Genomic DNA, 12,417 nt, shown 5'->3' on the forward strand with positions numbered 1-12,417 from the left:
CCGTGCTCGGCTACATTCTGCGCCGCATCGCGCTCATGGTCCCGACCATCTTCGGGATCATGCTCATCACCTTCGTCATCGTGCAGTTCGCCCCCGGCGGCCCGGTGGAGCGGGTGCTGGCCCAGCTCCAGGGCCAGAACGAGGGAAGCCTGTCGCGGGTGACCGGCGGGGCCGGCGACCTCGGCGGCGCCGCCCGCAGCGGCGGCGGAGGCGAGGCGAATGCCCGCTACCGCGGCGCGCAGGGGCTCGATCCGGCCTTCATCAAGAAGCTCGAGCAGCAATTCGGCTTCGACAAGCCGGCGCCCGAACGCTTCGCCAAGATGATCTGGGATTACGTCCGGTTCGATTTCGGCAACAGCTATTTCCGCGACGTATCGGTGCTGCAGCTGATCCGCGAGCGCCTGCCGGTGTCGATCTCGCTGGGCCTCTGGATGACCCTGATCTCCTACGCGATCTCGATTCCGCTGGGCATCCGCAAAGCGGTGCACGACGGTTCGCGCTTCGACCTCTGGACCTCGACCGTGGTCATCATCGGCTACGCGATCCCGAGCTTCCTGTTCGGCATCGCGCTGATCATCCTGTTCGCGGGTGGGTCCTTCGTGCAGATCTTCCCGATCCGGGGCCTGACCAGCGAGAACTTCGAATCCCTGAGCCTTTGGGGCAAGGTGGTCGACTACGCCTGGCACATGACGCTGCCCCTGGCGGCCCTGGTGCTCGGCGCCTTCGCGACCTCGACCCTGCTGACCAAGAACTCGTTCCTCGACGAAATCCGCAAGCAGTACGTGCTCACGGCCCGGATGAAGGGCCTGTCCGAGCGGCGGGTGCTGTACGGGCACGTCTTCCGCAACGCCATGCTGATCGTCATCGCGGGCTTTCCGGCGGCCTTCATCTCGGCCTTCTTCACGGGCTCGCTGCTGATCGAGACGATCTTTTCCCTCGACGGGCTCGGGCTCCTGTCCTTCACCTCCATCGTCGGGCGCGACTATCCGGTGGTGTTCGCGACCCTGTACATCTTCTCCCTGCTCGGGCTGGCGGTGAACCTGCTCTCCGACCTGATCTACACCTGGATCGACCCGCGCATCGATTTCTCGGCTCGGGCGACGTGACCACCCTCCCCCTCGTCATCCGGCACGAGCACGCGAGCGACGCCGAGGCGATCGAACGGCTCCATGCCCGCGCGTTCGGTCCGGGCCGCTTCGCCCGCACGGCCTACCGCCTGCGCGAGGGGACCGCACCGGTCGCCGAGCTCTGCTTCACCGCCCTGGTGGCGACCTACCTCGTCGGCTCGGTGCGGGTGGGTCCGGCCGAGGCGGGCGATCCGCTCCTCGTGCTCGGGCCGCTCACCGTCGATCCCAGCTTCGAGGGGCGCGGTATCGGCGCCGCCCTGATGACGGCCTGCCTCGACGCGGCGACCTCCGCCGGCCACGGCCTCGTCATCCTGATCGGCGACGCGCCCTACTACCGGCGCTTCGGCTTCGCGCCGATCCCGCCCGGGCGTCTCATTCCGCCCTCCCCCGTCGACCCGGCCCGCTTCCTCTGGCGCGAACTGCGCGCCGGCGCGGCCGCAACGGTCTCGGGGAACGTCACCGCCCTCCGCCGGCGTTGACTCCGCCGAGGGCGCCGACCCGGCGCCGGCAGGGATGGAAACGATGGACGCGACGGCAATCCGGCACGACACGATCACGGCGAACGGCGTCGCCCTCCATGTGGCGCGGCTCGGGCACGGCCGCCCGCTGGTGCTGCTGCACGGCTGGCCGGAATTCTGGCTGACCTGGGAGCCGGTGATGCGGCGCCTCGCTGGCCGCTTCGAGCTCATCGCACCGGATCTGCGCGGCTTCGGCGCCAGCGAGAAGCCGGATGCGCTGCCGTCCGCCAAGGCCGGCGCGGAGGTGCACGCCGACGATGTCGTGGCGCTGCTCGATGCCCTCGGCCTCGACCGCGTCGGCGTCGTCGGCCACGATGTCGGGGCCTACGTGGTGCAGGCCCTCGGCCGGGCGGCCCCGCAACGGCTCACGGGGCTCTTCACCTTCAATTGCCCCTATCCGGGCATCGGCCCACGCCTCGCCGCACCCGAAATGCTCGCCGAAATCTGGTATCAATCCTACCACGTGAAGCCGTTCGCGGCGGCGCAGGTCGGGGCCTCGCGCGAGGGCTGCCGGCTCTATATCGGTCACTTCCTGCACCACTGGGCCGGCGGGAACCCGGCCGCGTTCGACGATGTGCTCGACGCCTTCACCGACAACTTCCTCGCCCCCGGCAACCTCCAGGGCGGATTCAACTGGTACGTCAGTTCACAGGCCGGCCGCTTGGCGATGATTCGTGGCGAGGCGCCCGTGCTGCCCCCGATCGGCGTGCCGACCTGCGTCCGCTGGGGCGTTTCCGACCCGCTCTTCCCCTACGCCTGGACGGATCGCCTCGGCGAGACATTCTCGGACCTCGACCTCGCGCCGATGCCCGGCGTGGGCCACTTCCCTCACCGGGAGGACCCCGACCGGGCTGCGGCCGAGATCGCGCGATTCTTCGAGCGGCTGCCGGCGTGACGCGTCACACGGCTTGGCCGCGCCGGCCCTCCACCAGCCACATCGCCAACACGGCACCGGCCAGGGCGACGAGCGCCCAGAGGCCGAGGGCGAGGGGATAGACCTCGACGCCGCGGATGTTGGCACTGTCGCTGGGGCGGAAACCGATCCAGTCGGCGCCGCCGAGACGGCCGCTGCGGACGGACTGCAGGCGTGGCACCACCGTGCCTCCAGCGGCGTCCGCGATTCGGCGGATCGAGCCGCCGGTGCCTTCGGCGAGCGCCTTCAGGCGCTCGGTGTCGCTGAAGACGTCGGCGAGTTCACGCGGGTTCGGCGGACCGACGCTGACGAAGGCGACGAGGCTGCCGGACCGCAGGGTGTGGAGGCCGAGCTCGGTCGCCTCGAAGGTCGTCGAGAACAGGCCCGGCTCACCCTGGGTCAGCGTCAGGGTGCGCTGGCGACCAGTCGGACCCGTTACGGAGACGGGCTCGGCCGTGTCGGCCATGGTCTGGCGCTCCACGCGGACCTCGCGCCCGTGCCCCGTGGTCTGGGCCCGCAGGGCCTCCTCCTCCAGGGCCGGCTCCTTCATCAGCCAGTGACCGAGCCGCCGCAGCAGATCCAGATAGGGCCCGCCCTCCTGGTAACCGCGCGCCCACAGCCAGGCATGGTCCGAGGTGAGCAGGGCGACCCGGCCCTTCTCCTCGCGCGACAGGGCCAGCAGCGGCAGGGCGTTCGGACCCTGCAGGATGGGCTGGATGCCGGGCCTCACCTGCGTCGAGACGATGCGGAGCCAGTCCCCCCAGGCCGGCGGCGAGGCCTCCGAGCCCGGCAGGGCGCGGGTCACCGGATGGCGGTTGCCGATGTTCGTGAGGGCCGCCTTATACGGCTGCTCGAGCACCCGCCCGTTCGGCTCGCCGGGCAGGATCGCGGCCAGCCGCGTACGCGACAGGCTGGAGGGCGAGGCGAATTCGGGTCCGGCCGCGATCAGCAGGGCGCCGCCCTCGCGAACGTAGCGGACGATGTTGTCGAAATACGCCGAGGGCAGCACGCTCTGGTTCGCGTAGCGGTCGAAGATGATGAGGTCGAAATCCTTGATCTTCTGGACGAACAATTCGCGCGTCGGGAAGGCGATCAACGAGAGCTCGGAGATCGGCGTCCCGTCCTGCTTCTCCGGCGGGCGCAGGATGGTGAAGTGGACGAGGTCGACGTTGGCGTCGGACTTCAGGAGGTTGCGCCAGGTGCGCTCGCCCTGATGCGGCTCGCCGGACACGAGGAGCACCCGCAGCTTTTCGCGGATGCCCTCGATCGGCAGGACCGCGCGGTTGTTGATCGTGGTGAGCTCGCCGGGAAGCGGCTCGACCTCGATCTCCACGACGTTCGGGCCGCCATGCTCGATCCGCATGGTCAGGGAAAAGGGCTGGCCGGTGGGGAAGGTCCGGCGGCCGACCTCCTCGCCGTCGCGGCGGACGGTCACGGTGGCGCTGCCGGTTCCGCCCCGCTCCATCACCTCGGCCCGGATGGTGAGGTCGCGCCCGACGATGCCGAAACGCGGCGCCTCGATCAGCTTGATCTGCCGGTCGCGCTCGTCCGGATGGCCGGTGACGAGGACGTGGAGCGGCCCCTTGAGGCCCAGGGCCGCCGCCGAGGCCGGGATGTCGTGGACCACGCCGTCGGTGAGCATGACGACGCCCGCCAGGCGCTCGGCCGGCACGTCGGCCAGCGCCTGCGACAGGGCGGTGAACAGCCGGGTGCCCTCGTCGCCCTCCTTGGCGTCGGGCACGTCGATGAAGCGCGGCTCGATGTTGGTCAGGCCCCCGAAGCGACGCTGCAACTCGGCGCGGACCGCATCGGTCATCGCTGGCCGGTCGCCGAGGGCCTGCGAGCCCGAGCGGTCGACCACGATGGCGGCGATGTCCTTCACCGGTTCGCGATCCTCGCGCACCAGGGACGGGTTGGCGATCGCGAGAAGCACCAGGGCCAGGGCGAGCGCCCGCAGGATCGCGGTGCGACCCCGGGCCAGGAAGGCCAGCACGGCGAAGACCACGACGAGCACGCCGAAGGCGATCAGCACCGGCCAGGGCACCAGGGGGCTGAAGCTGAGGCTCAGCATAGGCGGATGGCCTCCGGTGAAAGGGTCATCACTGGCCCAGGCGCTCCAGTAGCGCCGGGACGTGGACCTGGTCGGCCTTGTAGTTGCCGGTGAGGGTGTAGATCACGAAATTAATGCCGCCGCGGAAGGCCATCTCGCGCTGGCGCTGGTCGCCGCCGACGATGGGGTAGAGCGGCTCGCCCCGCTTGCCCACCGCCCAGGCGGCCGCGAGATCGTTGCTCGTGATCACGATCGGCGAGACGCCGTCGCCGGCCCGCGCGGGCCGGCGCTCGGAGCCTTCGCCCGCCGGCGGCAGGGTCTCGACCCAGGTCTGGCCGGTGGCGTAGCGGCCCGGAAAGGTGTCGACGAGGTAGAAGGCCTTGGTCAGGACGTGGTCGGGCGGCACGGGCTCGAGTTCGGGGACCTCCAGGGTCGCCAGCATCTTGCGGAGATACGCTCCTTCCGGCGTCGGCGGACCGCCCGGCCGCGCGGTGAGCGCGTCGCGGGTGTCGAAGATCACCGTGCCGCCATTGCGCATGAAGGCGTCGATGCGCCGGATCGCGGTTTCGCTCGGCTGCGGCCGCCCGGCGACGATGGGCCAGTAGATCAGCGGGTAGAAGGCGAGCTCGTCCTTGGCGGGATCGATCCCGATCGGGTCGCCGGGCTCCAGGGCGGTGCGGCTCGCCAGCATCTGCGTCAGGCCCGTAAGTCCGGCCCGGCTCGCGGTGTCCGCCGCCTCGTCTCCGGTGATCACGTAGGCGAGCCGGGTGGCCAGGGCCGAGTCGAAGGTGCCCGCGCGCACCGGCGGGGCCGGCTGGGCCTGAACCGGCACGGGCGTGCCGATCAGCGTGCCGAGCGCCAGGCCGGCGACGAGGAGCGCGGCCGGGCGCGAGACGAAGCCCCGTCCGCGCCGCAGGAAACCGCTGAGCCAGAGGCCCGCGAGGGTGTCGAGGATGAGGAGCATCAGGGCCAGGGTGAAGAGAAGGGCGCGCAGGTCGAGGGTCTCGGCACCGGCGAGCGAGCCGAGGCGGGCGCCGGAGAGGGCCGCGAAATCGAGGGGCTTCAACCGATCCGCCGCCGCGAGGGCGTTGACCGCGATGCCGCCATCGGCCGGGCCGTAGAAGCCCGGCGGGTGTTCCAGCGTCGCGCGATCGGTATCGTCGGCGGAGACCGCGGTGGCGCCGGCCGGCGGCGCCCCGAGTGCGCCGAACCCGTCGAGGGTAAGGCGCGGCGCCAGCACGGCGGTCGCCCGCGCGGCGGCATCGCCCTCCGGCAGGGCCTTGGCCCCCGCGAGATTCACCACTCGGCGCAGCATGTCGATGAACAGGCCCGACAGGGGCAGGTTCGACCAGGTGGTATCGGCGGTGACGTGGAAGAGCACGACGAGGCCCTGGCCACGCTTCTGCGCCGTGACGATGGGCGTGCCGTCCTGGAGCGAGGCCCAGGTCCGACCCGGCAGGTCGCCGTCGGGCTCGGCCAGGATCTGCCGGCGCACGCCGATATCGGCCGGCGGGGTCAGGCCGGCGAAGGGACTCTCGGGCGCGAAGGGCGCCAGGGTCTTGGGGCTGTCCCACGAGAGGGTGCCGCCGAGGGTGCGGCCGCCGCGGCGCAGGCGCACCGGCACCAGGGGGTCGTTGCCGGCGGCGAGGCGCGGTCCGGCGAAGCGCAGGAGGAGGCCGCCCGCGTCGACGAACTGCTCGACACGGGCCAGGGTCGGACCGTCGAGGGCGCCGACATCGGCGAGGACGAGGACCGAGACCTGGTTGTCGAGGAGCTGCCCGATGGATTCCGCGATGCCCTTGGCACCCCGGGGCTCCTGCACGTCGGCGTAGGGACCGAGCGCGCGCGACAGGTAGTAGGTCGGCGCCAGCAGCGGCTGGGCCTGGTCGCTGGTTCCGCCGAAGACGAGGCCGACGCGGCGGCGCTTGCCGCGCTCGTCCACCAGGGTGACGGCGCCGGCCGAGCGCTCGGCCGCGACCTCGATCCGGCTGATGCTGTTGCGCAGCTCCACCGGCAGGTCGAACCCGACCTCGGCCTCGGTGGCGTTCGCCCCGAAGGTGAAGGCGTGCTCGGCCAGGGGCAGGCCCTTCTGGTCGACGGCGCGCACGAGGCCGGTGTCGCGGCCGTTCGGGGCCGCTCGCAGGACATGCGCGGTGAGCTGCCCGCTGGCTTCTGCGGCCGAGAGCGCGAGCGCCGGCGGCTGATCGGCCTTCAGGATGGTGAGCGCGGCCCCGGTCCGGCCGACGAGGTCGGCGAAGCGCTTGCCGAACGTCTCCTCGCCTGGGCCCGCGACGCCGTCGCTGATCCAGAGGATCGCCGTGCTCGGGCTGCGCTCGAGGAAAGCGGTGAGCGATGCCAGGTGCGCGCCGCGATCGGCCAGATGCGGACGCGGCGCAATGGCGCGCAGGCGCTCCAGGGCGGCGGACGGGACCTTGGCCTCCAGGGCCGCCGCCGGCTCGGCCAGGGCCGTCACCGCCACCGGACGGCCGTCGCGGGCCGCGCTCTCGATCGCGTCCGTGGCCACCCGCAGGCGGTCGCGCCAATCGTGGGCGGCGGTGAAGCCGTTGTCGAGGACGACGAGGAGCGGCGTGCGCCCCGCGGCGGCGCCCGTGCCGGAGGGGTTCCAGACGGGGCCGGACACCGCCAGGATCAGGCAGGCGGCGGCGAGGATGCGCAGGATCAGCAGCCAGGGCGGCGTCCGGGCCGGCGTCTCGCGCTTGCCCAGCAGGTCGGCCATGATCCGCAGGGGCGGGAAATCGATGCGGCGCGGGCGCGGCGGGGTCACCCGCAACAGGAACCAGAGGGCCGGCAGGGCGACGAGGGCGGCAAGCGCCAGGGGCGCGGCGAAGGTAAGGGGCAGTCCGAGCATGCGGCGATCCTCAGCCGGTCCCGCGCGCGGCGGCGACGAGGGTGAGAAGGCGCAGGGCCGCCTCGCTCGCCGGACGGTCGGTGCGATGGATCGTCAGGGTCCAGCCCTGGGTCCGGGCGATCTCCGCGAGGCGATCGCGATGGGCGGCGATCCGCACTCGATAAGCCTCGCCCCAGGCGCCAGCATCGCCGACATTGAGGCTGAGCTTCGACTCGAGGTCGTGCAAAACCGCCTGACCCGTGAACGGAAAGGTTTCCTCGACGGGATCGACGATCATCACGAGGTGACCCCGGGTGCCTCGGCCGGCGAGCCGGTCCACCGACGCCTTCACGGCATCGGGCGGCGACAGGAAATCGCTGATCAGCACGGCCTCGTCGAACCGGCCCGGCGTGGCGGGCGGCGGAGCATCGTCGTCCTGACCCTTGGCATCGGCGGCGAGGGCCTGGGCCATGGTCTCGACGATGCGTCGGGAGGCGGTGGCGCGGGTGAGGCCGAGCAGGCCGGTGCGCTCGCCACCCTCCACCAGGGCGTCGGCCAGGGCGAAGCCGAGCACCAGCGCGCGCTCCACTTTGGGTGCCTGTGCCAGGTGCGAGGCGAAGCCCATCGAGGCCGAGCGGTCGATCCAGAACCAGATGTTGTGGGTGGCCTCCCACTCGCGCTCGCGTACGTAGAGCCGATCGTCGCGAGCCGAGCGGCGCCAGTCGATGCGCGCGGCGGCCTCGCCGGCGACGAAGGGCCGGAACTGCCAGAAGCTCTCGCCCGGCCCGGCCCGGCGGCGGCCGTGGATGCCATGAGCCAGGGTCGAGGACACCCGGCGGGATTCGAGGATCAGCCGCGGCATGCGCTCGGCCAGGGCGAGCGCATGCTCGGTCTCGCGGCGTCCGGGATTGCGGGCGCTCCGGTCGAGGACCTGGGGGGCGCCGCCGCCGGGCCGGGGAATCGCCATGCCCTAGAGCTTGCCGGCGAGCTGGGCGATGAGGCCCGAGATCGTCTCGCCATCGGCGCGCGCCGCGAAGCTCAGTGCCATGCGGTGCTTGAGCACGGGCTCGGCCAGGGCCTTCACGTCGGCGATGGACGGGGCGACGCGGCCCTCGATCAGGGCGCGGGCGCGCACCGCCAGGGTCAGGGCCTGGCTGGCGCGGGGGCCCGGCCCCCAGAGGAGCTTGCCCTTGAGAGACGGATCGCCGCCCTCGGGGCGGGCGGCGCGCACGAGGTCGAGGATGGCATCGACCACCGCATCCCCGACGGGCAGCCGGCGCACGAGGCGCTGGGCCGTCAGCAGGGACTCGGTGGACATCACCGCCACCGGCTTGTGCTCATCGACGCCGGTGGTCTCGATCAGGATACGGCGCTCGGCGGCGCGGTCGGGATAGCCGACGTCGATCTCCAGGAGGAAGCGGTCGAGCTGCGCCTCGGGCAGCGGATAGGTGCCCTCCTGCTCGATCGGGTTCTGGGTCGCCAGCACGTGGAACGGGCGCGGCAGGTCGTGGCGCTCGCCAGCCACCGAGACGAAGTTCTCCTGCATGGCCTGCAGCAGCGCGGACTGGGTCCGCGGGCTGGCGCGGTTGATCTCGTCCGCCATGAGGAGCTGGGTGAAGACCGGCCCCCTGACGAAGCGGAACGACCGGTGGCGATCGGCGTCCTCGTCCAGGATCTCGGTGCCGAGGATGTCGGACGGCATCAGGTCGGGCGTGAACTGCACCCGGCGGGCATCGAGGCCGAGGACGGTGCCGAGGGTCTCGACCAGCTTGGTCTTGGCGAGCCCCGGCAGGCCGACCAGCAGGCCGTGGCCGCCGGCCAGGATCGTCACCAGGGCGAGGTCTACGACCTGCTCCTGGCCGAAGATGACCTTGTGGATCGCCTCGCGGGCCTGCCCCACCGAGCCGAGGCAGGCTTCCGCCGTGGCGACGATGCCGTCATCGAGGGTGGTGGCCGACTGGGAGCCCTGAATCATGCGTCTCGGTCCTGACTTCTCCGCATCGGCCGGCGAGGGCCGCGCGCGGCGGGAATGCGCCATCGAGGGGCGGGCCTGGCGTCGGCCGTCTGTCCGGGAGTGTGGCGCCCTTTGCGGCACGCTGGCAAGGTCGGCGCGACGACGCAGGGTTCGGACCTGCGCGCGCTGGCCTTCGTCGGCGCGGAGAGGACGTCGCGCCGCCGTTCCCCCGCCGTCCGGATGCGCTATCTTGTGACCGCATGACCGAACCGACCCCTCCCGTCGCCGATCCGACGATCGACCGCCTCAGCGCCGCCCTGGGCGATGTGGCGCGCCGCGGCCCGCCGCCGCTGGAGCGCTGGAATCCGCCCTTCTGCGGGGCGATCGACATGCGGATCGCCGCCGACGGGACCTGGCACCACGACGGCAGGCCGATCCGCCGTACGGCCCTGGTCAAGCTCTTCGCCTCGATCCTGCGGCGCGAGCCCGGTGGCGGCTACGTGCTGGTCACCCCGGTGGAGAGCGTCGGCATCACGGTGGAAGATGCGCCCTTCGTAGCCGTGGAGATGGCGGTCGAGGGCGACGGTCCGGGGCGGCGCATCGCCTTCCGCACCAATGTCGACGACCTCGTGCCCGTGGAAGCCGGCCATGCCCTGCGCTTCGAGCAGGATGCGGGGGGCGGCCTGCGCCCCTACGTTCATGTCCGCCGCGACCTCTGGGCGCTGCTGACCCGGGCGCTGACCTACGACCTCCTCGCCTTGGCGGAGGAGCAGGACGGCTGGCTCGGCGTCATGGCCGGCGGCATCTTCCACCGCATCGCGCCCGCCGAGAGCGCATGAGGCAGGACGCTGCGCTGGCGGACCTCGTCGCCCGGGCCTCCGCGTACCTGTCGGCGGAACCGCCGGGCGATGGCTCTCCGACGGCGAACCCGCGGGGCGACCACGACCTCGACGGAACCGATGGGGCGGTGGTGCCGGAGCGCCCCCACCGGCGCGCGGCGGTTCTCGTGCCCGTGCTGCCCCGGGCCGAGGGCCCCCATGTGCTGTTCACCGTCCGTGCCGCGCATCTGCGCGATCATTCGGGGCAGATCGCCTTCCCCGGGGGTAAGATCGACGCCGGCGATCCGAGCCCGGCCGATGCTGCCCTGCGCGAGGCTCGCGAGGAAGTCGGACTTCCCGCCGAGGCGATCCGTGTGCTCGGCTACCTGGATCCCTATCTCTCGGCCACGGGATTCCTGGTCCTGCCCGTGCTCGGTCTCGTCGACCCGGAGGCAGACCTGTCGCTGAACCCCGACGAGGTCGCCGCCACGTTCGAGGTTCCGCTGAGCCACCTCCTCGATCCGGCCCAGCGCCGCATCGAGAGCGCGATCTGGCGCGGTCGTCACCGGCGCTACTACGCCATCACCTACGGCGCGTTCCGGATCTGGGGCGTCACCGCCGGGATCGTCAACAACTTGCAGGAGCGCCTCTTCCCGTGACGCAGCGCCCATCCCATCGCGATTCGAGACGTTCATGATCCGCCGCGTCCTCGAAGAACTCCTGATCTTCCTCTCGCCGTTCCTGCTCTACGCCCTCTACCTGGCGGTCCGCGGACGCCGGCCCGACCACGGCGTGCATTGGGACGGGCAGGCCTTCCGCCTGACCCTGGCGGGCATCGTCCTCGTCGTCCTCTCCCTGGTGGCGACGGGGCTCTTCAGCGAACGGCATCGTGGCGGCTACGTACCGCCCCACCTGGAGAACGGCCAGGTCGTGCCCGGGCGGTTCCAGTGAGCGGACACGTCCTCGATGGAGCGGGCCTCGGCCACCTTCTCGACCGACCGGGGGTCCGTCGCGTGCTCGGCGCCCTGTCCGCCGAGGGCGAGGCGACCCGGCTCGTCGGCGGTTGCATCCGCGACGCTCTGCTCGGGCGCGCCGGCGACGACATCGACCTCGCCACCACGCTGCTGCCCCCGGCGGTGATCGCCCGGGCCGAGGCGGCCGGCCTGCGCGCCATTCCCACCGGGATCGAGCACGGGACCATCACGCTGCTCGCGGGCGAAGCCTCCTTCGAGGTCACGACCCTGCGGGAGGATGTCGAAACCGACGGGCGCCGCGCCGTGGTGCGGTTTGGGCGCGACTTTGCCCTCGATGCGCAGCGCCGGGACTTCACCATCAACGCGCTCTCCCTCACGCCCGACGGCACCCTCCACGACACGACCGGCGGGGTCGACGATCTGCGGGCGGGACGCGTCCGCTTCATCGGCGAGGCCCGGACCCGCATTCGCGAGGATGCCCTGCGCATCCTGCGGTTCTTCCGGTTCCATGCCCGCTACGGCGCCGGACCTCCCGACCCGGAGGGCCTGTCGGCCTGCATCTCCGCCCGCGATGCTTTGGATGGGCTCTCGCGCGAGCGCATCCGAGCGGAATTCCTCAAGCTGCTCCTCGCGCCCGGCACGGCTGCGGCCGTCGCGATTTTGAGTGAGACCGGACTGCTGTTGCGGCTGATCGGCGGATTCGGGGATCTCGAGCGCTTCGCCCGCGCCCTCGCGGATGGCTCGGAGACGTCCGCGATCGACCGACTGGCGGCGCTGGCGGTGTGGTCCGCTGCGGATGCCGCACGGCTGGAGGCCGAGTTACGGCTCTCGAGGACCGACCTTGACGCCCTCGTGGCCTATGGGCGCGCCCTCGATGCTCTGCATGGACGGGCCATGATCGACGACACGGAGATCCGACGCTTGGCCGCCGATCACGACCGCCGGGGCCTCTCCCTGGCGCGGACGACCACCCGGAGCGAACCGATGCCGAACTTCTCGCCGGGGGCGGAACGCTATCTCGACGATCTGGCGAGCGGCCGCGTCGGGGCGCCGAAATTTCCCCTCGGGGGGGCCGATCTGGTGGCGCGGGGCGTTCGGCCCGGTCCCGAGATCGGTCGTCGACTCGCCCGGGCCCGGGCCCTGTGGCTGGATCTGGGCTGCCCGGACGATGCGTCCGCGCGCGAGGCCTTGCTCGCGCACGCGGCCAGGTAGGAC

The 12,417-nt window shown here is 71.9% G+C and carries 11 protein-coding genes; 7 read left to right on the plus strand and 4 right to left on the minus strand.

Translation table 11 applies throughout. The features are described from left to right. The first annotated feature begins 2 nt into the window (after nt 1–2). Genes ASF20_RS03520 through ASF20_RS03530 form a run of 3 tightly spaced genes read left to right on the plus strand, consistent with a single transcriptional unit; the run spans nt 3 to nt 2,540 of the window. Entirely contained in the window at nt 3–1,106 is a 1,104-nt protein-coding gene (locus ASF20_RS03520) for a microcin C ABC transporter permease YejB (RefSeq protein WP_056212538.1), read from the plus strand. Next, nucleotides 1,103–1,606, plus strand: a complete 504-nt coding sequence (locus ASF20_RS03525) for an N-acetyltransferase (RefSeq protein ID WP_056270856.1) — start codon at nt 1,103–1,105, stop codon at nt 1,604–1,606. Before ASF20_RS03520 ends, ASF20_RS03525 begins: the two co-directional genes overlap by 4 nt. Before the next feature lie 43 nt (nt 1,607–1,649). After that, nucleotides 1,650–2,540 carry an alpha/beta hydrolase gene (locus tag ASF20_RS03530; protein ID WP_056270859.1) on the plus strand — a complete coding sequence of 297 codons (891 nt, stop codon included), beginning with the start codon at nt 1,650–1,652 and terminating at the stop codon, nt 2,538–2,540. 4 nt (nt 2,541–2,544) lie between these two features. Here ASF20_RS03530 and ASF20_RS03535 read toward each other — a convergent pair whose 3' ends face one another. From ASF20_RS03535 to ASF20_RS03550, 4 genes are read right to left on the minus strand one after another with little or no spacing between them, the layout of a single operon-like run. Next, complete coding sequence (locus ASF20_RS03535) at nt 2,545–4,629, minus strand: hypothetical protein (RefSeq protein ID WP_056270862.1); 2,085 nt, start codon at nt 4,627–4,629, stop codon at nt 2,545–2,547. A gap of 28 nt (nt 4,630–4,657) precedes the next feature. Further along, complete coding sequence (locus ASF20_RS03540) at nt 4,658–7,477, minus strand: DUF4159 domain-containing protein (protein ID WP_056270865.1); 2,820 nt, start codon at nt 7,475–7,477, stop codon at nt 4,658–4,660. A 10-nt stretch (nt 7,478–7,487) separates the two neighbouring features. Then, nucleotides 7,488–8,423, minus strand: coding sequence for a DUF58 domain-containing protein (locus ASF20_RS03545; protein WP_056270869.1), 936 nt, complete (start codon nt 8,421–8,423; stop codon nt 7,488–7,490). A 3-nt stretch (nt 8,424–8,426) separates the two neighbouring features. Continuing rightward, nucleotides 8,427–9,431, minus strand: a complete 1,005-nt coding sequence (locus ASF20_RS03550) for a MoxR family ATPase (protein ID WP_056270872.1) — start codon at nt 9,429–9,431, stop codon at nt 8,427–8,429. A gap of 239 nt (nt 9,432–9,670) precedes the next feature. Here ASF20_RS03550 and ASF20_RS03555 point away from each other — a divergent pair, with 239 nt between their 5' ends. From ASF20_RS03555 to ASF20_RS03570, 4 genes are read left to right on the plus strand one after another with little or no spacing between them, the layout of a single operon-like run. Further along, nucleotides 9,671–10,249, plus strand: a complete 579-nt coding sequence (locus tag ASF20_RS03555; RefSeq protein ID WP_056270876.1) for a DUF1285 domain-containing protein — start codon at nt 9,671–9,673, stop codon at nt 10,247–10,249. Beyond that, nucleotides 10,246–10,887, plus strand: coding sequence for a CoA pyrophosphatase (locus ASF20_RS03560; RefSeq protein ID WP_056270879.1), 642 nt, complete (start codon nt 10,246–10,248; stop codon nt 10,885–10,887). Before ASF20_RS03555 ends, ASF20_RS03560 begins: the two co-directional genes overlap by 4 nt. A gap of 34 nt (nt 10,888–10,921) precedes the next feature. After that, nucleotides 10,922–11,179, plus strand: a complete 258-nt coding sequence (locus tag ASF20_RS03565; RefSeq protein ID WP_056212558.1) for a DUF6111 family protein — start codon at nt 10,922–10,924, stop codon at nt 11,177–11,179. Further along, nucleotides 11,176–12,414, plus strand: a complete 1,239-nt coding sequence (locus ASF20_RS03570) for a CCA tRNA nucleotidyltransferase (protein ID WP_056270882.1) — start codon at nt 11,176–11,178, stop codon at nt 12,412–12,414. The genes ASF20_RS03565 and ASF20_RS03570 overlap by 4 nt, the downstream gene beginning before the upstream one ends. Nucleotides 12,415–12,417: the final 3 nt, after the last annotated feature.

The sequence above is a fragment of the Methylobacterium sp. Leaf88 genome, assembly GCF_001422795.1.
GTDB lineage: Bacteria > Pseudomonadota > Alphaproteobacteria > Rhizobiales > Beijerinckiaceae > Methylobacterium.